21 protein-coding genes are annotated in these 26012 nt (G+C 47.4%); 11 read left to right on the forward strand and 10 right to left on the reverse strand.

Annotated elements, in window-relative coordinates; genetic code table 11:
• Positions 1 to 22: 22 nt before the first annotated feature.
• The gene (locus tag LRY47_RS08030) at positions 23 to 2359 is read left to right on the forward strand and encodes an ABC transporter substrate-binding protein (RefSeq protein ID WP_295224028.1); all 2337 of its coding nucleotides are present in this window, start codon (positions 23 to 25) and stop codon (positions 2357 to 2359) included.
• On the opposite strand, the gene LRY47_RS08035 is transcribed toward LRY47_RS08030, so the two are convergent.
• Together LRY47_RS08035 and LRY47_RS08040 are read right to left on the reverse strand one after the other, a co-directional pair.
• The gene (locus tag LRY47_RS08035) at positions 2341 to 5196 is read right to left on the reverse strand and encodes an ATP-binding protein (RefSeq protein ID WP_295224030.1); all 2856 of its coding nucleotides are present in this window, start codon (positions 5194 to 5196) and stop codon (positions 2341 to 2343) included. The genes LRY47_RS08030 and LRY47_RS08035 overlap by 19 nt on opposite strands.
• A gap of 284 nt (positions 5197 to 5480) precedes the next feature.
• Positions 5481 to 5717 carry a PLD nuclease N-terminal domain-containing protein gene (locus LRY47_RS08040; RefSeq protein ID WP_295224032.1) on the reverse strand — a complete coding sequence of 79 codons (237 nt, stop codon included), beginning with the start codon at positions 5715 to 5717 and terminating at the stop codon, positions 5481 to 5483.
• A gap of 190 nt (positions 5718 to 5907) precedes the next feature.
• Between LRY47_RS08040 and LRY47_RS08045 the strand changes: the two genes are divergently transcribed.
• The 9 genes from LRY47_RS08045 (at position 5908) to LRY47_RS08080 (ending at position 17543) form a co-directional block, all read left to right on the forward strand.
• Complete coding sequence (locus LRY47_RS08045; protein ID WP_295224034.1) at positions 5908 to 6465, forward strand: TetR/AcrR family transcriptional regulator; 558 nt, start codon at positions 5908 to 5910, stop codon at positions 6463 to 6465.
• A 23-nt stretch (positions 6466 to 6488) separates the two neighbouring features.
• Entirely contained in the window at positions 6489 to 7616 is a 1128-nt protein-coding gene (locus LRY47_RS08050; RefSeq protein ID WP_295224036.1) for an efflux RND transporter periplasmic adaptor subunit, read from the forward strand.
• Between the two features lie 11 nt (positions 7617 to 7627).
• Positions 7628 to 10759, forward strand: coding sequence for an efflux RND transporter permease subunit (locus LRY47_RS08055; RefSeq protein WP_295224039.1), 3132 nt, complete (start codon positions 7628 to 7630; stop codon positions 10757 to 10759).
• Entirely contained in the window at positions 10749 to 12143 is a 1395-nt protein-coding gene (locus tag LRY47_RS08060; protein ID WP_295224041.1) for an efflux transporter outer membrane subunit, read from the forward strand. Before LRY47_RS08055 ends, LRY47_RS08060 begins: the two co-directional genes overlap by 11 nt.
• 142 nt (positions 12144 to 12285) lie before the next feature.
• The gene (locus tag LRY47_RS08065; RefSeq protein ID WP_295224042.1) at positions 12286 to 13989 is read left to right on the forward strand and encodes an ABC-F family ATP-binding cassette domain-containing protein; all 1704 of its coding nucleotides are present in this window, start codon (positions 12286 to 12288) and stop codon (positions 13987 to 13989) included.
• Positions 13985 to 14152, forward strand: a complete 168-nt coding sequence (locus LRY47_RS14165) for a hypothetical protein (protein WP_366043484.1) — start codon at positions 13985 to 13987, stop codon at positions 14150 to 14152. Before LRY47_RS08065 ends, LRY47_RS14165 begins: the two co-directional genes overlap by 5 nt.
• 98 nt (positions 14153 to 14250) lie before the next feature.
• Positions 14251 to 15021 carry a flagellar motor stator protein MotA gene (gene motA / locus LRY47_RS08070; protein WP_295224044.1) on the forward strand — a complete coding sequence of 257 codons (771 nt, stop codon included), beginning with the start codon at positions 14251 to 14253 and terminating at the stop codon, positions 15019 to 15021.
• A gap of 1 nt (position 15022) precedes the next feature.
• On the forward strand, positions 15023 to 15778 hold the full coding sequence (locus tag LRY47_RS08075) for a flagellar motor protein MotB (protein WP_295224046.1): 756 nt from the start codon (positions 15023 to 15025) through the stop codon (positions 15776 to 15778).
• Between the two features lie 64 nt (positions 15779 to 15842).
• Positions 15843 to 17543: a cation:proton antiporter gene (locus tag LRY47_RS08080; RefSeq protein ID WP_295224049.1), complete on the forward strand. Its 1701-nt coding sequence runs from the start codon at positions 15843 to 15845 to the stop codon at positions 17541 to 17543.
• An 85-nt stretch (positions 17544 to 17628) separates the two neighbouring features.
• On the opposite strand, the gene queC is transcribed toward LRY47_RS08080, so the two are convergent.
• From queC to LRY47_RS08120, 8 genes are read right to left on the reverse strand one after another with little or no spacing between them, the layout of a single operon-like run.
• Positions 17629 to 18300 carry a 7-cyano-7-deazaguanine synthase QueC gene (queC, locus tag LRY47_RS08085; protein WP_295224051.1) on the reverse strand — a complete coding sequence of 224 codons (672 nt, stop codon included), beginning with the start codon at positions 18298 to 18300 and terminating at the stop codon, positions 17629 to 17631.
• Positions 18297 to 18665 carry a gamma-glutamylcyclotransferase family protein gene (locus tag LRY47_RS08090; RefSeq protein WP_295224054.1) on the reverse strand — a complete coding sequence of 123 codons (369 nt, stop codon included), beginning with the start codon at positions 18663 to 18665 and terminating at the stop codon, positions 18297 to 18299. The genes queC and LRY47_RS08090 overlap by 4 nt, the downstream gene beginning before the upstream one ends.
• Position 18666: 1 nt before the next feature.
• Entirely contained in the window at positions 18667 to 19767 is a 1101-nt protein-coding gene (locus tag LRY47_RS08095; RefSeq protein WP_295224056.1) for an ABC transporter permease, read from the reverse strand.
• Positions 19767 to 20891, reverse strand: a complete 1125-nt coding sequence (locus LRY47_RS08100; RefSeq protein ID WP_295224058.1) for an ABC transporter permease — start codon at positions 20889 to 20891, stop codon at positions 19767 to 19769. Before LRY47_RS08100 ends, LRY47_RS08095 begins: the two co-directional genes overlap by 1 nt.
• Positions 20888 to 22780, reverse strand: a complete 1893-nt coding sequence (locus LRY47_RS08105; RefSeq protein WP_295224061.1) for an ATP-binding cassette domain-containing protein — start codon at positions 22778 to 22780, stop codon at positions 20888 to 20890. The genes LRY47_RS08100 and LRY47_RS08105 overlap by 4 nt, the downstream gene beginning before the upstream one ends.
• Positions 22780 to 23808, reverse strand: a complete 1029-nt coding sequence (locus tag LRY47_RS08110) for an efflux RND transporter periplasmic adaptor subunit (protein WP_295224064.1) — start codon at positions 23806 to 23808, stop codon at positions 22780 to 22782. The genes LRY47_RS08105 and LRY47_RS08110 overlap by 1 nt, the downstream gene beginning before the upstream one ends.
• Before the next feature lie 2 nt (positions 23809 to 23810).
• Positions 23811 to 24224, reverse strand: a complete 414-nt coding sequence (locus tag LRY47_RS08115) for a CerR family C-terminal domain-containing protein (protein ID WP_295224066.1) — start codon at positions 24222 to 24224, stop codon at positions 23811 to 23813.
• Positions 24221 to 24439 carry a helix-turn-helix domain-containing protein gene (locus LRY47_RS08120; protein WP_295224068.1) on the reverse strand — a complete coding sequence of 73 codons (219 nt, stop codon included), beginning with the start codon at positions 24437 to 24439 and terminating at the stop codon, positions 24221 to 24223. The genes LRY47_RS08115 and LRY47_RS08120 overlap by 4 nt, the downstream gene beginning before the upstream one ends.
• A 203-nt stretch (positions 24440 to 24642) precedes the next feature.
• Here LRY47_RS08120 and lysA point away from each other — a divergent pair, with 203 nt between their 5' ends.
• A complete protein-coding gene (gene lysA, locus LRY47_RS08125; RefSeq protein WP_295224070.1) occupies positions 24643 to 25884 on the forward strand; it encodes a diaminopimelate decarboxylase in 1242 nt (413 codons plus the stop codon).
• The last annotated feature ends 128 nt before the right edge of the window (positions 25885 to 26012 follow it).

The following is a 26012-nucleotide window of genomic DNA, read 5'->3' on the forward strand; positions in this document are numbered from 1 at the left end:
CAGATCAGTTATTTTAGGGGTATTGCTGTTAATCGTATCCGTCATTCCGGTATGCGCGCAGGAAAAGCAGAAGGTCACTCTTCAGCTAAAATGGACGCACGCATTTCAGTTTGCCGGATATTATGCGGCAAAAGAGAAAGGCTTTTACGACGACGCAGGGCTTGACGTCACCATCAAAGAGGCGCAGCCCGAATCCGACGTTATCGGCGAAGTGCTGAGCGGGAGAGCGCAGTTCGGAGTGGGTACGGATAGTCTTCTGCTCGCAAGACAGAGCAATCAGCCCGTAGTTGTTCTCGCAGTAATATTTCAGCACTCCCCCCTTGTGATACTTGCATTGCAGGAGAATAACAGAGTCAAGACCATACACGATCTTGTCGGCAAAAAAGTCATGTTTGAACGACAGTCCGAAGAGCTTCTTGCCTATCTTCAAAGCGAAAAAATATCGCCTAAGGACATCAGATTCATCCCACACAGCTTTGATGTGCGCGATCTCATCGACGGACGTGTTGACGCCATCTCTGCCTATGTGACCAACGAGACCTATTACCTGGAAAAAGAGAACATACCCTATCAGGTGTTCGACCCCAGAGCCGCAGGAATAGATTTTTACGGGGACAATCTGTTTACATCCGAATATATGATAAAGAATAAGCCTGAAACTGTAGAAGCATTTCGCCGGGCATCCCTTAAAGGCTGGTACTACGCCATGACGCACAAGGAAGAGCTTGTCGATATCATATATAACAAATATTCCTCCAAACATCCGAAAGATTTTTATCTCCACGAAGCTAAAGAAATGGACGAAATGCTCAAGCCGGAACTGATAGAGATAGGATATATGAATTCCGGACGCTGGCAGCATATCGCGAACGTTTACAAAAGCCTCGGCATGCTGGATCAGGATTTCACCTTTGAAGGTTTTCTTTATGAACAGAAGAAAAAGGACGGTCTGCAGCTCTTTAATGTCCTCATTATTGCAGGATTGCTTGTCATTGCCGCAGGTCTTCTCGTCTATATCTACCTTCTGTTCAGAAAAATGAAAAAGACACAAAACGCGGAAGAAAAAATAAAGAATGACCTGACAGAAGCGCAGGAACAATACCTTACACTTGTGGAAAACGCCACAGCCGCTATCTACATGCTTAAAGGTTCAAGGATCATCACGGCAAACAGAGCGATAACCGAGTTTACGGGATATTCCAAAGAAGAACTTTTGCAGATGGACGAATTTGAGTTCATTCACCCGGATTTCAGAGAAATAGCCAAAGAGAGAACCCGCGCAAGGGAAAGAGGCGAAAACGTTCCCGACAGATACGAGATGAAAATACGCAAAAAAAACGGTGAGGTCAGATGGATAGACCACTCCGGCAGAACCATTCAATATAACGGTGAAATGTATGTCATAGGAACTGCCATCGACATAACCGAAAGTAAGGCAACAAGAGAACGGCTGCACATAAGCGAGGAGCGACACAGACTTCTGGCGGACAACATCTCTGATGTCATATGGACAATGGATCTGAACGGTAAATTCACGTATATCAGCCCGTCCGTAAAAAAAGCACGCGGATATACTCCGGAAGAGGTCATGGCACAGCCGCTGGAAAAAGTTCTGATGCCCGAATCACAGATGATAGTTACAGAGGGGCTGAGACAACTGAGGGAATGTATTGCGTATAACCTGCCCTTCCCCGGATTCCGTGCCGACCTGGAACAGCCGTGCAAAGACGGTTCCACAATCTGGTCGGATGTAAATGTAACCGCAATGTATAACAAAAAGAACGAATTTGTCGGACTGATAGGCGTTACAAGAGATATAAGCCAGCGAAAACAGTTTGAATCCAGAATTGCAGAGATGAAGAAATTTGACAATGTCACCGGACTGCCGAAACGCGAATTTTTCACAGCCAGGCTGGAAGACGAGATAGAGGCTGCAAAACTTGTAGATGCATCTGGTGCTCTTCTCATAGCAGGAATGGACAACTTCAAAAGAATAAACTCGTCATTCGGATTCAGCGCAGGGGACATAGTGCTTAAAAACGCCGCAGAAAGAATGAAACAGGCGGCGGAGAACGCCGTCAGCAGGATTGCCGGAGACGAGTTTGCAATACTTCTGCCGAGAATATCCGGCAAAGACGACCTGTTTGAAAAAGCCGAAAAAATAAGGAACCTCTTTGAAGAGCCATTCTATGTGGAAGGATATGACCTGAGCATAACGGTCAGTATCGGTGCCGTTATATTCCCTGAACACGGGAGTAATGAGATAGTCCTTATGAAAAATGCTGAAGAAGCACTTTCAAAGGCAAAAGAAAAAGGGCGCAACACAACTGTTATCTACGATCAGGAGGACGCATCCTGAATCTCTTTAAAATATTCCTCCATAAGCCCTGAAGAATTCTTATACTCTTCGATTATAAGCTTTGCCAGTTCGCTTCCCATGAATCTGTCTGAATTTTTCAGCATATCCTGCGCATCGCCGCAAAGCCTTGACAGTCGGAGACAACCCATTGACGCACTGCTGGATTTAAGCGAATGTACAGACATCAGCATAAGGTTGCTGTCCTTTACCTGAACAGCCGAAATGACATCTTTGATATATTGTTCGCTGGTATGCAGATAGGTCGTAACAAACTCCTGAGTAAGAGCCGGATTACTCCCCAGCATGGAGAAAAGCTTATCGAATGTCGCCCTGTCAAAAGAAGCCGTATCCGCGTGCTTCCTCTTTTCCGGTTCTTTTCGCATCGGAATCAGAGGCGTTATCCACTTTCCGAGTTCTTCAACAGCCTCGTCCTCGTTGAATGGCTTGCTGATATATCCGTCCATTCCCGCGTTGATACACATCTCCCTGTCGCCCTGCATGGCGTTGGCGGTCATGGCTATTATAGGTACGCGGTGGGATTTTTTGGCACGTTCTATGTTACGTATGACTTCAGTAGCCTGATATCCGTCCATTACAGGCATCAGGCAATCCATAATAATAAGGTCGAACCCGCCGTTTGCCGCGGTATCCACAGCCTGTTTTCCATTATCAGTCATAACAAACTCACAACCCCATATCTTGAGATATATTGAGATCACCTGACGGTTTATATCGTTATCCTCCGCCACAAGCACACGGTAGCCATTGAAAATATTATCATATGCGCTGCGTTTTTCCCTGCCTTTACTTTCAGACCTGAACTCCAGCGCTTCAGATATGAGCCGTTCGTCATCCAGCGGCTTTGTCAGCACTGAAAACCGCATATAATCTATGTTCTCAAAAGGCAGAGACGAATCCATTCCCTTCTCCAGAAGGATATAACGCATACTGCCGGTATGAAATCCTCTGTGTTGCCCGTTCAGCTCCGTATTAAAAAACAGATCCGCATCCGCTATTATGACAAATTCCGGCGTTTCGCGATTAACCGGATCTTTGAGATAAGACCCTTTATATAACGCTCCGCAGTCCACAAGACAGCTTATTATCCACTTTTCCAGTTCAATGTTGCCTATCATTGTCTGAAATGAGATTTCAGACAGATCGCGGCGGACGCTGATGATGTTGGAAGCTCTGTCCACAGGCTGGGTAAACCAGAAGGTACATCCGGCACCTTCATTGTTATAAAAACCTATTTCGCCGCCCAGCTCATCAACCACAGATTTGCAGATGGACAGCCCCAGACCTGTACCGCCGTATTTTCCCGTTGAGATTCCCGCCTGTGAGAAAGGCCTGAAAAGCTCCGACGCCTTCTCCTCAGGAATACCGATGCCTGTGTCGCTGATACTGAACACTATTGAAGACGTGTCCGGCGAATAGCTGACCTTAAGAGCAATACTGCCGTTTTCCGTAAACTTAAGAGAGTTGCCTATAAGGTTCACAAGTATCTGCCCGAACCACATTCTGTCGGAGATGATACGTTCAGGCATGTTGTCTTCGTAATCAACTACCAATTCGAGTCCTTTGCCGTATGCACTTACTCCGAGCATGCTGATTATGCCGCTCACCTCGTCGCGTATGCTGACGGGTTCCCTGCTGACATGCATTTTGCCAGCCTCTATCTTTGAAAAATCAAGAATGTTGTTGACTATACCCAGAAGCATTATGCCGGATCTTTTAAGTATCTCCACCTGTCCGCGTATCTTTTCCGGTATATCCTGTTTAGTTATTATGTCGGAAATACCTATTATTCCGTTCATGGGAGTGCGTATCTCGTGGCTCATATTCGCAAGGAATTCGCTCTTTGCCCTGTTGGCAAGTTCCGCCTCGACCTTTGCGGCAATAAGCTCATTCGTCCGCTGGTCTATGATATCCATAAAAATCCGCGACCCGTATCTCCATGCCGCATAACCGCAAAGAACAACTATTACATATGCAGCTACGGCGTAGGTTATTATCATGTTGTTGTTCTTCCTGAATTTAGCATAAAGGGCAGTTATATCCTTCTTTATAACCACATAACCCACAGGTTCTTTCTTTTTATCCCGAAGGGTCACATAATCATAAAAAGGAAACGAACTGAGATAGTAAACCGTCCCGCCATCTTCTATGATGTGCGGACTGCTCTGTTTAAAAATATCAAGATTCTGATTCTTCTCTATTTCGTCCTGAACAACACTTGTTGAGGCATCCTCCGCTATGTACCCGTTTATGGGCGACACTTCATTGAGCTTTTTAATATACTGATACTGCCACATAGTATGTTCCAGCTTTTCCGTTGAAAGATAGACCGCCAGATCGGCGGACAGAGAGTTTTTCAGTGTTTTAAGTATGGTATCGAACGAAGAACATACCTCTATTGCGCCAATATGCACCGGCTCTTTCCCGTCTTCCGTATAAAAGAAAGGAACGACACCGCGTATGCCCGCCTCCACACGCCCAACCTCGAACCCCATTTTTTTGCTTTTTGTGCTGTTCGCATCAACGATTGAAAAACGGACATGGTGCAGATCGTCACCGAAACTGCCCGGTTTGTGCATACGGAGAAAAGAAGTTGCCCCTTCCGGTAGAAAAAAATGTATCTGGGTAATACCGTAAACGCCGTGGAGCTGGTTCCATCCGTCTTTCAGATGGTCGTAAAGCTCTTCGCGTGATTTGCTCTCAAGCTCGGTGTCTCCGGACTGAACAGCTCTCACACCCTTATAAAAAAGTTCCTGGGTTGTACTGTCGGATGCTATGAAGGTGGCTATCTCCTGCATGTATTTTGCAGAAAAGTCCAAACTTGAAGTAAACATTTGTTCAGCAGATATTGTCTCGTTTCCTATCTCTCTCAGCAATCCATCCTTAGAGGTGAAATAACTGAAATAAACAAATATCACGTCAATCAAAAACAGAAGAAAGAGACCTGCAAAAAGCCACTTCCCCGAGAAAGACCTGCGCATCGAATAAACCTATATTTTAATAAATGTTAAATAATAAAACCACCGTATTAGGAAATTGTCAACCGCAAACCACCATAATAATGAGCAATTGTGAAAAAGGCACAATCATGTCCGGAGGTTAATCAGTCAACCATCGGATTGGACTGTTTCTGCGGTTTCACCTTTGTTTCTTTGCCAAAAATAAGGTATATTATTATCGCAAGAAAATTGAACGCTATAACAGCGATTATCCAGACTATTTTTGTGGCGCCGTCTTTGAAATCAGAACGGATGATATCGACAATTGTCCATATAAAAAGTACTGCGGCAGCAAGTCCGAATATCATGAACGCGAGGGTTACGAGACCGAAACCTATCATCGGTTTTCTCCTGTTTTTTAGTCATTATAAATTATTTTTCTTAATTATCAATGCAAATAAGATTCGTTACAAAAATACACAAACTTATGTATTGACTAAATGACCGTTCGGTCATATTGTTGACCAATTATAACCCAAACATTTGTTTAACGGAGAAAACGTGAATACCATTCAAAGAAAAAAAAGATAGATGGACGAGATGATGAAGAGGGAGATAGTCACTGCCGTGCTTTCTCTCATCGACAAAGACGCGCCCATTACTATGGAAGTGGTGGCAAAACACTCCGGAGTGGCAAAGGGAACCCTTTACAATTATTTTGCCAATAAGGAGGAGCTTTTCCATTATGTTCATAATGAGTTCATAGGACCCTTCACAGAGGAAAAAAGACGTATATTCAAAGAGGACAGAGACCCCATGGACAATCTCTGCGATTTTCTGGATTACACCTTTAAATCTTTTGACCGTGTAAGTAAATATTTCATGTTTATGCAGAAATATCGCACGGTGGAGGAAGATATCATTGAGAAGAACGAGATAATAATTACCCCCCTTGCAAATGCCATAAAAAAAGGTATCGAAAACGGGCAGATAGTTGACGCCGATCCGATCGTTCTTGCGGAAATGATATGGGGAACTATTATAGGTACTTTCAGGTCTGTAATGTGTCAGGGTATAGAAAACTATGACATGGAAAAGAAGAAAGAGGACGTTATCAGGCTGCTCAAAAGGCTCCTGATTGTAGAATAAATCTGATTTTTGAGGAAAAAGCGATGAAAAACAAGGTATTATTCGCCGTTGCCGCATTAGCTATCGTTGTTATTGCCGCTGCGTACTGGATGACAAAAAAACCTGCCGTACAGCAGGGTCAGGCAGGAGCAATGCCTCCGACAGAAATAAGCGTTGTAACGGCAACACCCGAAACAGTCGCCGTGAGCAAAGAGCTTCCGGGAAGGACCTCTGCATACCGCGTTGCGCAGATACGCCCGCAGGTATCAGGAATCATAATCAAAAGACTGTTCACAGAAGGGGGCAATGTTAAAGAGGGACAACAGCTTTATCAGATAGACCCCGCACCCTATCAGGCAGCTTATGACAGTGCCGTTGCGGCTCTGCAGAAAGCGGAAGCTAATATCATGTCTGTTCAGGCAAAAGCGGAAAGATATGCGGAACTCGTTAAAGCGGGTGCCGTAAGCAAACAGGACTATGACGACGCCGCAGCGTCTCTGGCTCAGGCAAAGGCTGAAATAGCCGTTGCAAAGGCAGCCGTTACACAGGCGCAGATAGATCTTAAATATACAAAAGTGCTTTCACCCGTTTCAGGACGCATCGGTAAATCGTCCGTTACGGAGGGCGCTCTTGTGACAGCCAATCAGGAAACCGCGCTGGCAACCGTTCAGCAGCTCGACAGAGTGTATGTCGACCTTACGCAGTCTGCGGAAGAAGTCATGAACCTTAAAAACACAATGGGAAGCAAACCTCCCGTTGAGCTGATATTTGAAAACGGACAGTCGTTCAAGCTTCTGGGTCACCTCCAGTTTTCCGACGTTACGGTTGACGAAACCACAGGAATGGTTCAGCTTCGCGCTATATTCGACAACCCCGATATGGAAATTCTCCCCGGGCTTTTCGTACGCGCAAAACTTGCACAGTCAAAGGTTGAGAACGCTATCCTCATACCTCAGCAGGCAGTTGTAAGAAATGCCGACGGCAGCACAATCGTTTTCAAGGTTGACAAGAACGGCGTAGTGAATCCCGCACCTGTTAAGGTTTCATCGGTTGTCGGCGACAAATGGCTTGTCGACAGCGGTGTCGCGGCTGGAGAAGTTGTAATGGTGGAAGGACTGATGAAAGTTCAGGCCGGAGCAACCGTTAAAACCGTTCCCTATGTAAAGAAGTAAGGATTAAATAGATGTCAAGATTCTTCATAGACCGCCCAGTCTTTGCATGGGTGATAGCCATAATAATTATGCTTGGGGGTATTCTGGCTATTGAAACGCTGCCCATTGAGCAGTATCCCCGCATAGCCCCGCCTTCTGTCGAGATACGCGCCTATTATCCCGGTGCATCAGCAGAGGCATTGGAAAACAGTGTCACTCAGGTCATAGAGCAGAAACTCACAGGTATCGACTATCTGCGATATTTCTCCTCTGCCAGCGACTCCTCAGGTAACGTTACCATAACACTTACTTTCGAGCCGGAGGCAGACCCCGACATCGCGCAGGTTCAGGTACAGAATAAACTGCAAAGCGCCATGTCAACCCTTCCGCAGGAAGTTCAGGAACAGGGTGTAACTGTTGCCAAGTCATCAAAAGGCTTCCTTCTGGTGGCAGGCTTCTATTCCAAAGACGGAAAGACTGACCAGAACGCCATCGGTGACTACCTGAACTCTAAGGTTGTGGATCCCATAAGCCGTGTTTCAGGAGTAGGAACCGTTACTGTTTTCGGTCAGCCATACGCAATGCGTATCTGGCTGGATCCGAGCAAGCTGAACAACTATAAACTGTCAGTATCTGAAATATCATCAGCCATTGAGGCGCAGAACGCGGACGTTTCCGCCGGTCAGCTCGGCGGTACTCCCTCTGTTAAAGGTCAGCAGCTTAACGCTACCGTAACCGCTCAGTCCAAACTGAAGACAGTTGAGGATTTTGAAAAAATTCTTGTTAAGGTCAATACCGACGGTTCCCAGGTTCGTCTTAAAGACGTTGCAAGAGTTGAACTCGGCGTACAAAGCTACGACTTTGTGACAAAATATAAGGGCATGCCAGCCACAGGTATGGCGGTGAGCCTTGCCACCGGAGCAAACGCCCTTGAAACAGCCAGACTTGTTAAAGCTAAAATAAACGAGCTTTCAGCCTTCATGCCCGAAGGGCTTGAAGTTGTCTATCCATACGACTCAACACCTTTCGTTGAGCTTTCCATTCACGAGGTTGTAAAGACACTGATAGAAGCCATCATTCTGGTGTTCTTCGTAATGTTCCTGTTCCTTCAGAACTTCAGGGCGACCCTGATACCTACGATCGCGGTTCCCGTCGTTCTTCTGGGTACGTTTGCCGTACTTTCCATATGCGGTTTCACCATAAACACCCTTACTATGTTTGCTATGGTACTTGCCATCGGTCTGCTGGTGGACGACGCCATTGTCGTTGTTGAGAACGTTGAACGTATCATGAGTGAAGAAGGGCTGAGTCCAAGGGATGCCACACGCAAATCAATGGATCAGATCACTTCCGCACTTATCGGTATCGCTCTGGTTCTTTCAGCAGTGTTCGTTCCTATGGCATTCTTTGCAGGTTCTACAGGAGCGATCTACCGCCAGTTTTCAATCACCATTGTTTCAGCGATGGCTCTGTCGGTGCTGATAGCGCTTATACTGACTCCGGCACTCTGTGCGACAATGCTGAAACCTGTTGAAAAAGGACACAAGGAACACATGACGGGCTTCTTCGGCTGGTTCAACAGAATGTTCAACGCAAGCCGTGATATGTACGAAACAAGCGTAGGCTACGTTGCCGGAAAGGTCGGACGTTTCCTTATCCTTTACGGTCTCATCATAGGCGGTCTGGTCTATCTGTTCATGCATATTCCCACATCTTTCCTCCCCGACGAGGATCAGGGTGTCGTATTCATACAGATTTCAACACCTCCCGGATCGACACAGGAAAGAACAAGGGAAACAATGAAAAAAGTCGAAGACTACTTCATGACTGCGGAAAAAGATAACGTTGAAGCCGTTTTTACAATTGTAGGTTTCAGCTTTGCCGGAAGCGGACAGAACTCAGGATTTGGTTTTGTGAGGTTAAAAGACTGGTCTGAAAGAAAAAGACCCGACCAGAAAGCTGCAGCAATAGCTCAACGTGCAATGGGAGCGCTTTATCCCATAAAAGATGCGATGGTATTCGCATTCTTCCCACCCCCAATCATCGAGCTTGGAAACGCAACCGGTTTCGATATGCAGCTTGTTGACAGAGCAAACCTCGGACACGAAACACTTATGAACGCCAGAAACCAGATGCTTGGAATGGCTTCACAGGAGAAAAGACTTGTGGGCGTGCGTCCCAACGGTCTGTCCGACGTTCCTATGTATAAAGTGGACATAGACCATGAAAAAGCGTCAGCACTCGGTCTTTCCATAGCAGACATCAACAGTACGCTCCAGTCGGCATGGGGTTCGTCATACATAAACGACTTCCTCCATGAAGGGCGTATCAAAAAGGTATACATACAGGGTAACGCAGACTCCCGTATGGTACCGGACGACATAAGCAAATGGTTCATCAAGAACAACAAGGGACAGATGGTTCCTTTCTCATCCTTTGCCACAGCGCACTGGACATACGGCTCGCCCAAGCTGGAAAGGTACAACGGTATCTCATCACAGCAGATAATGGGTCAGGCTGCTCCCGGCGTAAGCTCCGGCGAGGCAATGAAGATTATGGAGGAATTTGCGCAGAAACTCCCCAAAGGCATAGGTTTCGAATGGTCGGGTCTCTCATATGAAGAAATTCAGGCGGGTTCACAGACCATGCTTCTCTACTCTCTGTCGCTCCTGATAGTTTTCCTCTGTCTTGCGGCGCTTTATGAGAGCTGGGCGGTGCCTTTCGCGGTAATTCTTATCGTTCCTATGGGTATTTTCGGTACGGTTGCTGCGACAAAATTCTTCGGAATGTCAAACGACGTATACTTTCAGGTGGGTATGCTTACGACTATCGGTCTTGCGGCGAAGAACGCAATTCTTATCGTTGAATTCGCAAGTGAACTTTACGACCACGGAATGGAGCTTATTGAGGCGGCAATGCACGCATCAAAAATGAGGCTGCGTCCCATCGTAATGACGTCACTGGCGTTTATCCTCGGTGTTACACCCCTTGCCATTTCAAACGGCGCCGGCTCAGCGAGCCAGAACGCCATCGGTATCGGTGTTATCGGCGGTATGATAGCGGCGACATTCCTCGCAATGATATTCGTGCCCATGTTCTTCATTATGATCAGAGGAAAATTCGGCAGAAAGATCATACGCAGGGAGATTGACAATGTTAAATAAAATCGTAATAACTGCGGCGGCGGTCACCCTCATGGCAGGGTGCGCCACCATGGCTCCGGATTACAAACGCCCCGACATGCCTGTAACAAACCAGTGGGGCGACACAAAGACAGAGGTTTCTGAGAAAAAAACTTCTGACATAGCATGGAAGGAGTATTTCCGCTCAGAAAACATGCAGAAGGTAATACAGACAGCTCTGGACAACAACAGAGACCTTCGCATTGCCGCTTTGAATATTGAGAAGGCAAGAGCAACATACAGAATACAGAAAGCCGACCTTCTTCCGTCTGTAAACCTTACGGGCGAAGGTTCGAGAACCGCTGTACCTGAAAACGCAAGCTCTACCGGACGGTCTGTCACAAGCTCGTCGTTCTCTGCGAATGTGAACACCTCTTACGAGATAGACTTCTTCGGCAAAGTCAGAAGCCTTAACGAAGCGGCTCTGCGTCAGTACATGGCGACAGAAGAAGCAAGAACTGCTGCGCAGACATCGCTCATTGCTGAAACAGCCAACGCTTACATAACCTATCTGGCAGATTCCAGAATGCTGGAGATATCCAAAGACACTCTTAAAGCTACTCAGGATTCATATTCACTTGTAAAAAGAGGATATGACGCGGGTGTGCGCACAGAGCTTGACCTTGTACAGGCTGTATCTTCCGTTGAGGCGGCAAAAGCTTCCATCCAGCAATACACAAGGGCAAAAGAGCAGGATAAGAACGCTCTGGTACTCCTTACTGGTGCGGACATAGATGATTCTCTTCTGCAGGAGGATATCGACAACGTTGAGCTAATCAAAGAACTTCCTGTGGGGATGCCTTCCGAAGTTCTGCTGAGCAGACCTGACGTGCGCCAGAGCGAACAGAACCTCATATCGTATAACGCCAACATAGGAGCGGCAAGAGCGGCATTCTTCCCCTCTGTCTCCCTTACTGGCTATTTCGGTGTGGCAAGCGGCGAGCTTGGCGACCTGTTCTCTTCCGGTTCAACCTTTGCATGGAGCTTCGCTCCGAAAATAGACCTGCCCATCTTTGATGCAGGCAGAAACAAGGTGAATCTGGAAAACGCCAACAACAACCAAAAAATTGCAGCGGCAGAATACGAACAGGCAATCCAGACGGCTTTCAGAGAAGTAATGGATGGACTTTCCGCCAAAGCAACATACGGAAAGCAGTTCGATGCGCAAAAAGCTCAGACGGCAGCATCAAAACGTTCATACGAACTTTCGCTTCTGCGCTATGAAAAGGGCGTGGACAGCTACCTGGCTGTACTTGAAGCACAACAGTCACTGTTCAATGCACAGATAGCGCTTGTATCTGTGAAGGAGGCTGACATCACCAGCCAGATAAACCTTTACAAAGCGCTTGGCGGCGGACAGAAATAATACTCAATAAAATCCACCCTTATCCCCCTTTAATAAAGGGGGATTCAGGGGGATTTACATTTTCATTGCCTGATTTGTAAAAAGAATCTTCCATTTTCACCACCCACTTTGCTATCATCTTTAAAAACCTTGAAGGAAAAATATGAACCTCGTATCTGTAGATTCAGTATCTAAAACAATGGGGGATAAAACCCTTTTCACAAATATCTCCTTCGGAATTGAGGAAGGACAGAAGACCGCGCTGATAGGCATAAACGGATGCGGCAAATCCACCCTTCTGAAAATGATGGCAAAGGACGAACAGCCTGACAGCGGAACCATCTCATGGAACAGGCAGTGCAGAATAAACTACCTGCCACAGCTGCCGCAGTTTGAACAGGGCGACACTATCCTCGACCACATATTCAGAAGCGACAGTACCCTGGTCAACCTGATGAAAGAGTATGAAAGTCTCTGCACAAATCCGCAGGACAGCGACGACTACAGAAAGCGCCTTGACGACGCTATAGGCGAGCTGAACAGGCTGAACGCATGGGCGTATGAATCGGAGATAAAATCCATCCTCGGTGAACTGGGTATAAACGATCTTGCCATGCAGATGGCAAACCTTTCCGGCGGTATGCTGAAGAAGGTTGCACTGGCACAGGCACTTATTGACGAAGGCAACCTGCTGGTTCTGGACGAACCGACCAACCACCTTGACATCGAAACGGTTCAATGGCTCCAGACGTTTCTCAAACGCACGACAAAATCCATACTGATGGTCACTCACGACAGATACTTCCTTGACGAAATATGTAATAATATAATTGAGATAGACAGAGGAACCATATATACATTTTCCGGCAATTACTCCTATTACCTTGAAAAAAAGACCGAGATGGAACACTCAGCCGCGCGCGAAGAGGACAGGATACAGAACATCCTGCGCAACGAGCTAAAATGGCTGCGCAGAGGAGCAAAGGCTCGCTCCACAAAGCAGAAGGCACGCATTGACCGCATAAGCGACATGCAGAACCGCGAGGTCGTGAAACGCCCCGAAGCTCTTGAACTTGAAATAAGCGGGCGCAGACTTGGCGGAGTTATCCTTGAGATAAAGGACATCGAAAAGAGCTACGACGGCAGACGCATAATCAACCCCGTCTCATATGTTTTCGGTCATAAAGAAAAACTCGGCATTGTAGGTCCCAACGGAGCGGGAAAAAGTACCTTTCTGCGCATCATCACCGGACAGGAAGAACCGGACAAAGGCGAGATAACTGTCGGGGTGAACACGGTCTTTGCTGTATTCGACCAGCACAGCCGGGAGCTTGACCCGGAAAAACGTATAATAGACATTGTGCGCGACGTTAAGGAGAATATTCTGCTGCCAAACGGAAAAAGCATAAGTGCGGGACAGATGCTTGAAAAATTCATTTTTCCCTCGCAGATGCACAGTACGCCTGTAAAAAAACTGTCAGGCGGCGAAAAACGCCGTCTGCATCTTGTCATAATCCTGATGCAGAACCCCAATTTCCTGATTCTGGACGAACCCACAAACGATCTGGACATCAAAACCCTTTCCGTTCTTGAAGATTTTCTGGCGGAATTTGACGGCTGTATAGCTGTGGTCTCCCACGACAGATGCTTCATGGACAGAGTGACCGATAAACTGATGGTCTTCGACGGTCAGGGCAATATCGACATGTTTTACGGCAGTTTCACCGAATTCATGGAAGCAAAAGCACAGGAAAAACAGGAAAAAGAACCGAAAAAGCAGGCAGAAGCTCCGCAAAAGCAAAAATCGCCAAAAAAAACTCACCTATGCAGAGAAAAAAGAATTCGAGACCATCGAATCGGACATTGAAGAGCTTGAAAAACGCAGAGATTCTGCCGCAGAAGAGCTTAACGGTGGAAAAGCTGATTATTCCAGACTTGCAGAACTGCAAAAAGTTGTAGATGAACTTGATATCCAGATTCTTGAAAAGTATGAACGCTGGGAATACCTTACTGCACAAAACGAAGGCTAGAACAGCGTATATTACTTATATAAAATAAAAAATCTCTATTGCACATTATATTTTCGAGTGTATAAATATCTCATAATCTCAATTGAGGTCATTTAAAGATGGAACCTTCAACTATTATCGGTCTCATCGTTGCTGCCATAACACTCGGCGTTGGTATGGTAATGAAGGGCGTTGCCATGCACGCGCTTCTTGTTCCGGCGGCATATCTCATAATCATAGGCGGAACAGCCGCCGCAATTTTCAACGCATTTCCCCTCCGCGACCTGAAAGCCTTCCCGAAACTTCTGAAAAAGATATTCTTTGGACAGAAACTAATGAAAGAGGAAGAGGTGATGGAGATGTTTCTTCATTATGCATCCATTGCCAGACGCGACGGGCTGCTTGCCCTTGAATCCCACGCGGCGGAAATGAAAGACCCCTTCATAAAAAAGGGGCTAATGATGATCATCGACGGACGCGAACCTGATTTTGTCGAAACAGTTCTGGACCAGGACATAGCACTTATGGAGGAGCGCCATCACGGTTTTGCATCCATATTTTCACAGGCTGGCGGCTATGCCCCGACACTGGGCGTTCTCGGTGCTGTTGTCGGTCTGATTGCGGCTCTGGGCAACCTGAACGACATTGAAAAACTCGGTCACTCAATTGCAGCGGCTTTCATAGCAACTCTGCTGGGTATCTTTGTCGGCTACGTTATCTGTCACCCATTCTGCAACAAGCTGAAAAGGATGTCCCATCACGAGGCGGAGCTCAAAAAGATAGTCTTCGCCGGCATAATGTCCCTTCAGGCAGGCGATTCGGTATCCACAATGCAGGACAAACTTTCAGTGTTCCTTCAGGCGCACGAAAGAAAAATACCGGAAATATGATATGGCAAGAAAAAAACGCTGCCCCAAACATGAGGAACACGCCGACGAAACGTGGCTTATACCCTATGCCGATCTTCTGACCCTACTTCTGGCGCTGTTCATAGTCCTTTTTGCCACAAGTCAGGTGGACAAGGTTAAACTTGCTGAAATGCAGAAGGTTTTCAGCATCATCTTTACCTCTCAGAAAGGGGTGATGGGCGACGCGTCCATACAGCCTTCCAATCAGAAACATTCCACCGACAACAATGAAAAGACGAGCGATCAGGGCGAAGTATCGAAACAGCTTATCCCAAACAAAAACGGGGAGCTTTCGTCCGTACAGCATAAGCTTAACCAGTACATAACAATGGAAAACCTGCCCGGCTACATGGTCACATCCATGACCGACGAAGGGCTTATGCTTACCATAAAAGACGTGGCACTGTTCCAGTCCGGCAGTGCAGAACTCATACCGCAGGCGCAGAAGATAGCCTATGACCTGTCCATAATACTCGAAAAAACACAGGAAAAGGTACAGGTTGCCGGTCACACTGATGATAACCCGTCGGAAGGCAGCGGATTCACATCAAACTGGGAGCTGTCCTCCGAACGTGCCATAAACTTTATGAAAGAGATACTGAAAAATCCCGCGTTAAATCCTGAACGGTTCAGCGCCGTGGCATACGGTCAGTATCAGCCTGTGGTACCGAACATAACCGACAGCGACCGCGAACAGAACAGACGTGTGGAAATACTCATCCGCAAACCTGCGGAATAACAGAATCAGTTGCAAAATTAAACCGATTACGCCATAATCCTGAAACTTTTACAAAGAGGTTGTGATGGAAGGTTCAGCCGAGGTCGCCGCACCATTATTTCTGTCAATTGGCGTGCTTCTGCTTTTTGCATGGAGCTTCGGCGAGATTGCCCGCCGCCTGAACCAGCCTGCCGTTCTTGGCGAGATCATCGCGGGGCTTGTGCTAGGTCCAACCGTATTCGGCTATATCTCACCCGACATGCTCCACTGGATGTTTCCCGCAGAGGGTCACACTGCCTCCATGATAGAGGGCATCACCTCTGTTTCAATTGCATTATTCCTTCTTGTGGCTGGGATGGAGGTTGAGTTCGCCGCCATCATAAAAGCAAGACGCATCGCCGCCGTAACAGGCATAGGCGGTCTCATAGTACCCTTCATAGCCGGATTCGGCGCGGCATACATGTTTCCTGAGCAATTCGGAGCCGCCGCAGGGCATTACGACACCATCTTTGCGCTTTTCATAGCTACGGCTATGTCGATATCCGCACTGCCAGTGATCGCAAGAACCCTTATGGATCTCAACCTGTACAGAAGCGAGCTGGGGATGATAACCATAGCCGCTGCCGTTCTGAACGACCTTATCGGCTGGCTCGTGTTCGCGGTGATCCTTGCTCTGTTCGGCATAGGTCATACCGGAGCATCAGGTATTGTCGCCACACTGGTTATGACTATACTCTTCTCTGTCCTAATGCTCACCATCGGTCGGAAGATAATGGATAAAGCGCTGACATGGGTTCAGGCATACCTGAGCTGGCCTGCGGGAACGCTTGGCTTCGTTCTGGTCGTTACGTTTTTAAGTGCCGCTGCCGCGGAAGCGATAGGCATACACGCCATATTCGGGTCATTTCTCGCAGGTGTCGCACTGGGCGACAGCAAACACCTTTCGGAGCACACTAAAAAGACAATCACACAGCTTGTTTCATTTGTGTTTGCGCCGCTGTTCTTCGCCAGCATCGGTCTCAAGGTGGACATCACCGCACACTTTGATTTCGCTCTCACAATGATAATCATAGCCATAGCTTTTGCAGGCAAGATATTCGGAAGCGGAATAACCGCAAAACTGAGCGGACTCTCAAACAGGGAATCAATAGCCATAGGCGTTGCGCTGAACGCGCGTGGCGCAATGGAGATAATCCTTGCACTGCTTGCGTTGCAGATGGGCGTTATAGACGAAAGGCTCTTCGTCTCACTTCTGGTGATGGCGCTCGCAACGTCGCTTTTCTGCGGTCCCGTGATCAAACGGGTGCTACAACTCAAACCCGGCAGAAGGTTCGTTTCCTATCTCTCGGATAAATATTTCATCAGCAACGTTTCGGCGCGTACCCCCATAGAGGTCATTGAAGAGATGAGCGTCCTGTTCCGCAGAACGGGACTTGACGTGAACGTGATAAAAGAGACGCTGATAGAGCGCGAAAAGCTTATGCCCACAGGACTTTCAAACGGGGTAGCAGTCCCCCATGCAAGAGTAAAGGGGCTTAAACATCCGGTGATAGCCGTCGGCATATCACGCGGCGGCATAAATTTCGACTCGTCCGACGGCACATTCGCGCAGGTGATAATAGTCATACTGGTGCCTGAAAGCGAAAACGCCCTGCTTCTGAATCTTTTTGCAGAGATAGCAAAAACCTTCAACCAGCCGGATGCATCCTCCGTGCTTGTGGATTCAAAGAATTTCGCACAGTTTCTTTCCAGTCTCCGCGTTCTGATAGAGAACGTCAGAAGATGAGAGATTGCTTCACCCCCTAAAGGGGTTCGCAAAGACTAATAGAAAGCCCGTCTTCGCGAGGAGTACAGCTATTTTCTCAAATGCTTTAGAGTTTTAAATAATCCTCATAACCTTTCGACCGCAGTTTACATGCGGGACATTCGCCGCAGCCGTATCCCCAGTCGTGTTTTACGCTTCTGTCGCCCTGATAGCATGTGTGGCTGTCCTCAAGAACTATGTCCAAAACACCGCAGTCTTTCGCCAGCTTAAAGGTCTCCGCCTTGTTAAGATACATCAGCGGGGTATGTATGATAAGCTCCGTATCGCTTCCGAGGTTAAGCGCCCTCTCCTGAGCCTGAACAAACACCATGCGGCAGTCGGGATAACCTGAATAATCCGTTTCGCAAACCCCAGCCACAAGGTTGTCGCACCCTTTAAGTTGTGCATAGGCATGGGAAAGGGTCAGAAAAAGCGCGTTACGGTTGGGAACGTATGACGCTGGAAGTTTTTTAAGTCTTGGGTGGCGCTCGGAAACGTCTGCACCTTTTGTTGTCAGTGCCGAATCCACCAGCCCTGCGAAAAACGATATATCAACCATTTTATGGCTTACACCCATCTTTTCGGCTATCTTTTCCGCCTGAACCAGCTCAATCGAGTGGTTCTGTCCGTAGCCGAAAGTTATGGTATGTACCTTTTCAAATCTTTTTAAAGCCCAGCCGAGACAGGTTGTGCTGTCCTGTCCGCCTGAAAATACAACAAGCGCTGAATTGTTTCTCATTGTTCACCCGCAAATTTTCTATAGTCGCCGCCGATGACCTCTTTCATCCCGAAAAAGTGTCCTCTGCCGAAATACATGAATGCCGTGACAACAGAATCACCGCACTCAACCTCCGCCATCTTGCGGAAATAAAAATCGCCTTCGTACTCGTCCAGACATTTAAGCACATCATCAGGCACTTCGTAAAGCTCACCTTTGATGCAATATCTGTTCCTCCCCTCAAAAACAAACGGATAGCCTTCGTAAATATACATGCTAAGCTCGTGGGACGTGTGACAGTCTGCACAGATAAGCTCCGCGCCGTTCATTTTGCCCTCTTTGTCCAGCCCCGACATAAGCGTTCCGTAAACGAACAGTTTTTTCATATCACTCCAGTGTTTTTTTAAACTTCATTGATGCGAAAACCATAAAAAAGATCGCATGTATGCAAAGCCATATAAGCTGTTTTGAAAGTTCCGCCGCCGTTGCGCCTTTTATCACGACGCCAATGATACCCTCAAGACTCCAGCGCATGGGAACAAGACAGGTGAAATACTGCACAGGTTCGGGCATATTCGACACCGGAAATATATATCCGCTCAGAAGTGCGCTGGGCATCATCAGAAAAAAAGATGTCAAAAGCGCCTGCTGCTGGGTTCTGGACGATACACTCACAAGAAGCGCAAGCCCCAGATAGGTGATAATACTCATCACCACAACTGCAAAAAGCAGAAAAATACTGCCCTTAACGGTTATGCCGAATATAAAATATGCCAGCACAAACATCATCGTGGTGGTAATAAGCCCCGTCAGCATGAACGGAACCGTCTTACCAATTATAAACTCCGTACGGCTTATGGGCGTCACCATCACCTGCTCAATTGTACCTATCTCCTTCTCCCTGACAATCGCTATACTTGTCAGAAGCATGCCCGAAACCATCATCATAAGTGTGATAAGCCCCGGAACATAGTAAAACTTGCTCAGCAGGTTCGCATTGAAAAGATTCCGATGCTGAAAGGAAACAGTTTCCGTAACATTGACACTGTTTTTCGCCGCATAGGTGCTGATAACGCCGGATGCGTAATTCATTATTATGCCCGCGTCGTTGCTCATTGTCCCGTCTGCTATAACCTGAACAGAAGCGCTCCGCCCCGAAAGAACGTCTTTTTCAAATCCTTTCGGAAAAACCACTGCTCCGCGCACGTCGCCCCTGTCCAGCAGTCTTTTCACTTCATCAGGACCCGTCACTCTGTACTGTATCCTGAAATATCCGCTGGCAGCAAAACTGTCGGTTATCGCCCTGCTCTGGGGCGAATTGTCATAGTCCAGAACGGCAATACCTATATTTTTAACGTCCATGGTAAGAGCGAACGAAAAAACCAGAAGCTGAAGCAGCGGCATCACAAAAACTATTGTCCGCATTTTAGGATCGCGAAGCATCTGTTTCAGTTCCTTAAGGAGCATCGCCTTCAGTTTCGTTATCATCAGTTCAGCCTCAGTTTCAGCCGCTTATTAGCCGCAACAACCATTATCAGAGTATACACGCAAAGGAACAGAAAATTCGCGTAGATTATCTCAAGTCCCACCCCTTTCAGGTAGATGCTTTTCAGCATCGACACGAAATATCTGGCGGGAAAGATGTATGTAAGAAGCTGTATTGGCATCGGCATGTTCGCTATGGTGAACACAAAACCGCTGAGTATCATCGTGGGCAGAAATCCTGTTATAAGCGCTATCTGGTTGGCAAGCACCTGTTTTTTCAGATTTATGCTGAGCAGAAGTCCGAAGAACAGCACACCTGTCAGAAACAGCGTGGCGACAAAGAACAAAAGCGCAGGATTGCCGCGCATAGGAACCCCGAATACCAGCCGTCCCAGCCATATGGCAGTTATGATATCCGCCAGCCCGATGCAGTACAGCGGTATGAATTTGCCGAATGTCAGCTCCAGCCGCGTCACAGGCGTACTTATAAGCTGTTCCATCGTGCCTGTCTCCCATTCGCGGGCAACGGTGACACTCGCCAGCATAGCCGCAATAACAGCCATGACGATGGCAAGGATACCGGGAACTATCATGTAGGTGCTGACCATGCCCTGATTGTACCAGGCGCGCGGCAGAACGTTTACATTCATGCCGTCCGTCCGCAAAGCCTGTGCTGAAAGTTTGATATTATATATAGTGGAAAGCGCCTGAACGTAGTTCAGCGCCGTGCGCCCCACGTTCGCGTCGCTGCCGTCCACAAGCACCTGTACTTCTGTATGTTCACCCTTGAGCAGTTTTTCAGCAAAATCTCTTTTAATGATTATGCCGACAAGTGCCTTTTTTTCGCGCATCAGCCTCTGCATATCGTCAAAACCCTCTGCGCGGGACGAAACGTTAAAATATGCTGAGCCGTCGAAGAGACTCACAAGCTCCCTGCTCTGAGGAGTATCGGACAGGTCGGCAACAGCCGTCGGGATATTTTTCAGATCGGTGTTCAGCGCATAGCCGAAAAGCAATATCAGCATGACGGGAATGGCTATCGCAAGAAAAAGACTGCGCCAGTCACGAAAAATATGTATAAACTCTTTTATCACCATTGCTTTCAGACGTCTGGGACTGAATATCATTTTTCACCCCCGTCGGCTCTCTCTATCATGGAAACGAAAACGTCCTCCATGGTTGCCTCAATTGCGTTCACTTCCGCGCGTATGCCCTTCTCCGCAAAATATTCTTTTATTGCAGTTTCAGCCGTATCCTTAGTTCTCACATGAAGCCCCGCTCCGAAAAGCGAAACGTCCAGAACGGAATCCAGCTTCCCCAGCCCATCCATGTGGGAGAAAGGGTCTTTTACAAGCACCTCGATTATCCTGTCCTGCATCTGCGATGTTTTAAGCTCGGAGGGCTTACCCATTGCTATCATATCTCCGCGGAATATCAGCGCCAGTCTGTCGCAGTATTCCGCCTCCTCCATATAGTGAGTGCTGACAAACACCGTGACACCGCTTGCCGCAAGTTCGTTTATAATTGCCCAGAAAAGTCTTCTGCTGGCAGGATCGGCACCGCTGGTGGGTTCGTCCAAAAACACGATTGAAGGTTTATGCAGGATGGCGCACGCAAGGGCAAGCCTCTGCCGCCAGCCGCCCACAAGCTCCGAGGTCATAAGATTCTTTCTGTCCTCAAGTCCTGCAAGTTTCAGCGACCAGTCCCTTCTCTGCGCAAGTTCCGCTCCCGTCAGCCCGTATATCCCGCCGTAGAAATCTATGTTCTCATATACCCTAAGGTCTTCGTAAAGCGAAAACTTCTGGCTCATGTACCCGATTTTCGACTTTATGGTCTCAGGTTTATGTACTATGTCCACGCCGCCAACGACCCCTTCGCCGGATGTGGCTGGGAGCAGTCCGCAAAGCATTTTTATTGTCGTGCTTTTTCCAGCGCCGTTGGGACCTAAGAATCCGAATATTTCGCCGTAAGGCACTGTCAGGCTTATGTTGTTTACTGCAGTAAAGTCGCCGAACCGTTTCGTAAGCCCGCGAACTTCAAGTGCAGTTCCACTCTTTCCGCCGGCGCCCTCTGCTATCAGCGAAAGGATATTTTCATCAGCATCGGCAGATTCGCCAATGCTCATGAAGATATCCTCAAGCATCGCTCTGTCTGGCTCTATCACTGCTTCCGGAGCCAGTTTTTTCAATTCATCAGTATCCGTCTGCATATCATGCGTCAAAACCCTTATCCTGTCTCCGTATGCGTGAACACGTCCGCCGCCCATTGCCCCTTTCAGCTTTTTCACAAGGCTTCTGTCGCCGCCATCCTTAACACTTATGACCTGTATACCGCTTTTTCTGACAACCTCTTCGGGAGAACCTTCGGCAATTATCTTTCCTTTATGCATCAACCCGATGACACTGCATCGCTCCGCTTCGTCCAGATAAGCCGTACTCATGAGAATCGTCATTCCATCTGCAACCAATCCGTAAAGTATCCGCCAGAAATCCCTGCGGCTGACAGGGTCAACGCCGTTGGTGGGTTCGTCCAGAAGCAGTACCTCCGGCTTATGCACCAGCGCACAGATAAGCTGTAATTTCTGCTTCATACCGCCGGAAAGCTTCCCCGCCTGTCTGTGTTTGAAGGGTTTCATATAGCTGAAATCGAGAAGTTCGTCGATGCGCTCCCGCATACCGTGTTTTTCAACACCATAGAGGTCGGCGTAAAGTCTGATATTTTCCTGAACCGTCATGTCCGGATACAAGCCGAATTTCTGGCTCATGTAGGCGATTGAGTTTTTGACAGCGATCTGTTCCCGCTCGCATGAATGACCGCAGACGAATGCCTCGCCGCTGTCGGGTTTAAGGATGCCTGCGATAACGCGAAGTATCGTGGTCTTTCCAGCCCCGTCGGGACCTATCAGACCGTATATTGCGCCGCTATTGACATTCAGAGATACGTTGTCAACGGCAACGGCTGAACCGTAGCGCTTTGTTATACCGTCCGCAGAGACGGCATATCCACCGCTTTTCATCACTTGCTCAGGACTATCGTCCCGTCCACGGGCATACCCGTTTTAAGCATCTGGTCTCTGTTGTCCAGACTGACCTTTATCCTGTACATGAAATTCACGCGTTCTTCCGGTGTCTGAACCGATTTTGGCGTAAACTCCGCCTCGTCCGCTATAAAGGATATCCTGCCTTTAAAAACTTTGTCCGAATAGGAATCACAGCGTATTTCCACCATATCGCCGAGATGTATCTTGCCCAGATCCTTTTCACCTACGTAGCCTCTGACCCATGAATCGTTCAGGTCTGCAATGTCCAGTATGGGGCTTCCCGCCTGAAAAAATTCACCTGGTTCAGCGGAACGCGTCAGAACCTTTCCGCTGACGGAAGATTTCAGTTCTGTGTATTCAAGATTCTGCTTCGCAGTCTGAAGCTCTGTCTTTGCAAGCTCAAGTGCTGCATATGCTTTTTTTATGGTTTCGCTTCGGGTTCCCTCAAGGGCAAGACTGAGGCTCTCTTTCGCGGATTTAAGAGCGGCTTCGGACTCCCTGACGGTATTCACTGATTTTTTATACTTTGTATCATACTGCTCAAAATCATATTTGCTCAGCCCGTCGTTCCTGTACAGGTATTCAAACCTGTCTTTGTCCGCCTTTGCCTGCTGTGCATCATTCTTTGAGCGTAAAAGTGCCGCATCTGCCATGTCAACCGCCGCCTGAGCGTTCATAATCTCCTGTTTGCGGCTTCCCGCAAGAAGCTCCTGCAAAGCAGCATCGCTCACCGCAACGTTCGCCTCTGCGGTTTTGACTGCCAGCTTCTGGTCGGCATCGTCCATGCGGGCAACAACAACGCCCGCAGGAACAGAATCACCCTCTTTGAAAAGAATGTCAGTAACTCTGCCTGAAATCTTGAAAGATAAAAGAACGTCCGTAACTTCAACAGTGCCGGAAAAAACAATATCTTCAAGATCATCGTCGCCGTTTCGCCCCAGATATACCAGAACAGCAGCAACAGCTATAACCGCCGCAATGACAATGACAACCGCTTTTTTCATACTTATTTGCTCCGCATATTCTCCAGCGCATTGATAGTAAATTCATAAACATGTTCAGTAAGATCTTTGCAAAATTCGTTCATGGGTCCCGTGATAAGTCCTGATTTTCTGAGAAGTTCTGTAGAAAACATGGGATAAGCACACTGCCCGACTAAGCTTATAATCAGCAGATGGATCTTTTCAGCAGGGAGGTCTTCACCAAGAAATCCGCAGAAAACTTCTTTTCCTACTCTCTGAAATTCCAGCATTTTCTCTATGATAGTCTGCTCCATAACGTCAGTGGGTTCTATCATTTCACGGTTGACCAGTTTAAGCCTTGTTTTTGAACTTGAAAGACCGTCGGGACCGAAAAAGCGGCTGACCAGCATCTCAACCATTCCTCTGAGCTTCTGCTCTTTCGTCATTTCTGGCTTCACAAATTTTTCCAGCGGATAACGGCTGTCGATATCTGAAGAGATAGCGTTGAAAAGCTCAAAATAAAGAAGCTTTTTACTCTTGAATGGTAATTAACCAGCGCTATATTGACACCGGCCTTTTTGCAGATTTCACGAACGGTCGCCGCACGAAAGCCTTGTTCACCAAAGACCTTCATAGCGGCTTCAAGTATTTTCTGTTTTGCATTCTTTTTCAATTTAGACACCTTTAAACAAATGTATTAAACAATAGTATACCATCTCGGAATATTTTTCCACCTTTTTTGTATCATTCATGCGAAAATACGCATTATTTTATTTTCAAGTATACCAGCTTTAACATATGCTCACCATTCTGAATAATCGTTGAATTCGCATATTTTGTATGTTAGGGTGTAAAAATTTTACTTTGGAAAGTGATATGTCAGAAAAAAAAGTACCGTTCACCAAGGCTCAGATTGAAAAAATAATCGAAAAATATCCCACGCCTTTCCACATTTACGACGAAAAGGCAATACTTGAAAATGCAAAGAGGCTCAAAAAGGCTTTCTCATGGGCGCCGAAGTTTCAGGAATATTTCGCTGTTAAGGCGCTGCCCAACCCCAGCATTATGAAAGTGCTGAAAAAAGAGGGTTTCGGCGCGGATTGCAGCTCTATGGCGGAGCTTCTGCTTTGCGATATGGCGGAAATCAACGGCGAACAGATAATGTTCACATCAAACGAAACACCCGCAAGTGAATATAAAAAAGCTTTCGAGCAAAACGCGATAATCAACCTCGATGATTTCACGCATATTCAGTATCTGGAAGAATCTCTCGGCACACTGCCGGAAATTATCTGCTTCCGCTACAATCCGGGACCTTTGAAAGGCGGCAACTCCATCATCGGCGCGCCGGAAGAGGCTAAATACGGTCTCACCCGCGAGCAGATGTTTGAAGCCTACAAAATCATGAAAGAGAAAGGATGCAAACGCTTCGGTATGCACACAATGGTTGCATCAAACGAGCTGAACGTAGACTACTTCGTTGAAACTGCGGTAATCCTTTTTGAAATGGCGGCGGAGATAGCCGAAAAAATAGGCATAGACCTTGAATTCATCAACCTCGGCGGCGGTATCGGTATCCCCTACAAACCCGAACAGAACGAGGTCAACCTTGAAGAACTCGGCGAAAAGGTAAGAGTTCAGTATGAAAAGATACTCGGCTCAAAAGGTCTTAATCCTTATATCTATCTTGAGTGCGGAAGGGTCATCACAGGACCTTACGGATATCTTGTCACAACTGCGGTACATGAAAAACACATCTATAAAGAATACATCGCCGTTGACGCATGTATGGCAAACCTGATGCGCCCCGGAATGTACGGCGCTTACCACCATGTAACCGTTATGGGCAAAGAGACTGCACCCGCCGACCGTGTTTACGATGTGGTCGGTTCGCTTTGCGAAAACTGCGACAAATTCGCTGTGGACAGGAAACTGCCCGAAATCAAGAAAGGCGATATAGTGGTTATCCACGACACAGGCGCACACGGACACGCCATGGGCTTTAACTATAACGGCAAACTCCGCTCAGCAGAACTTCTGCTGAAAGAGGACGGCAGTGTGGAACTTATCCGCCGCGCCGAAACCCACGACGACCTGTTCGCAACCCTGAAATTCTGATTAACTGACCAGCTAAAATGACACAGCCCGCTTAACTGAGCGGGCTTTTTTTATAATCAAAATCCCTCCAAACCTCCCTTTGTCAAAGGGAGGCTTTAACTCCCCCCTTTACTAAAGGAGGGAGTTTT

The organism is Seleniivibrio sp. (genome assembly GCF_021209385.1).
GTDB lineage: Bacteria > Chrysiogenota > Deferribacteres > Deferribacterales > Geovibrionaceae > Seleniivibrio.

What these genes read in the sequence shown, in the direction of transcription:
- LRY47_RS08055 (WP_295224039.1), top strand. Translation starts at nt 7,628, where the DNA reads ATGTCAAGATTCTTCATAGACCGCCCAGTCTTTGCATGGGTGATAGCC.
- queC (WP_295224051.1), bottom strand. Translation starts at nt 18,300, where the DNA reads ATGAGAAACAATTCAGCGCTTGTTGTATTTTCAGGCGGACAGGACAGC.
- LRY47_RS08060 (WP_295224041.1), top strand. Translation starts at nt 10,749, where the DNA reads ATGTTAAATAAAATCGTAATAACTGCGGCGGCGGTCACCCTCATGGCA.
- LRY47_RS08100 (WP_295224058.1), bottom strand. Translation starts at nt 20,891, where the DNA reads ATGATATTCAGTCCCAGACGTCTGAAAGCAATGGTGATAAAAGAGTTT.
- LRY47_RS08110 (WP_295224064.1), bottom strand. Translation starts at nt 23,808, where the DNA reads ATGAAAAAAGCGGTTGTCATTGTCATTGCGGCGGTTATAGCTGTTGCT.
- LRY47_RS08105 (WP_295224061.1), bottom strand. Translation starts at nt 22,780, where the DNA reads ATGAAAAGCGGTGGATATGCCGTCTCTGCGGACGGTATAACAAAGCGC.
- LRY47_RS08075 (WP_295224046.1), top strand. Translation starts at nt 15,023, where the DNA reads ATGGCAAGAAAAAAACGCTGCCCCAAACATGAGGAACACGCCGACGAA.
- LRY47_RS08065 (WP_295224042.1), top strand. Translation starts at nt 12,286, where the DNA reads ATGAACCTCGTATCTGTAGATTCAGTATCTAAAACAATGGGGGATAAA.
- LRY47_RS08095 (WP_295224056.1), bottom strand. Translation starts at nt 19,767, where the DNA reads ATGATAACGAAACTGAAGGCGATGCTCCTTAAGGAACTGAAACAGATG.
- LRY47_RS08050 (WP_295224036.1), top strand. Translation starts at nt 6,489, where the DNA reads ATGAAAAACAAGGTATTATTCGCCGTTGCCGCATTAGCTATCGTTGTT.
- lysA (WP_295224070.1), top strand. Translation starts at nt 24,643, where the DNA reads ATGTCAGAAAAAAAAGTACCGTTCACCAAGGCTCAGATTGAAAAAATA.
- LRY47_RS08090 (WP_295224054.1), bottom strand. Translation starts at nt 18,665, where the DNA reads ATGAAAAAACTGTTCGTTTACGGAACGCTTATGTCGGGGCTGGACAAA.
- LRY47_RS08040 (WP_295224032.1), bottom strand. Translation starts at nt 5,717, where the DNA reads ATGATAGGTTTCGGTCTCGTAACCCTCGCGTTCATGATATTCGGACTT.
- LRY47_RS08045 (WP_295224034.1), top strand. Translation starts at nt 5,908, where the DNA reads ATGGACGAGATGATGAAGAGGGAGATAGTCACTGCCGTGCTTTCTCTC.
- LRY47_RS08080 (WP_295224049.1), top strand. Translation starts at nt 15,843, where the DNA reads ATGGAAGGTTCAGCCGAGGTCGCCGCACCATTATTTCTGTCAATTGGC.
- motA (WP_295224044.1), top strand. Translation starts at nt 14,251, where the DNA reads ATGGAACCTTCAACTATTATCGGTCTCATCGTTGCTGCCATAACACTC.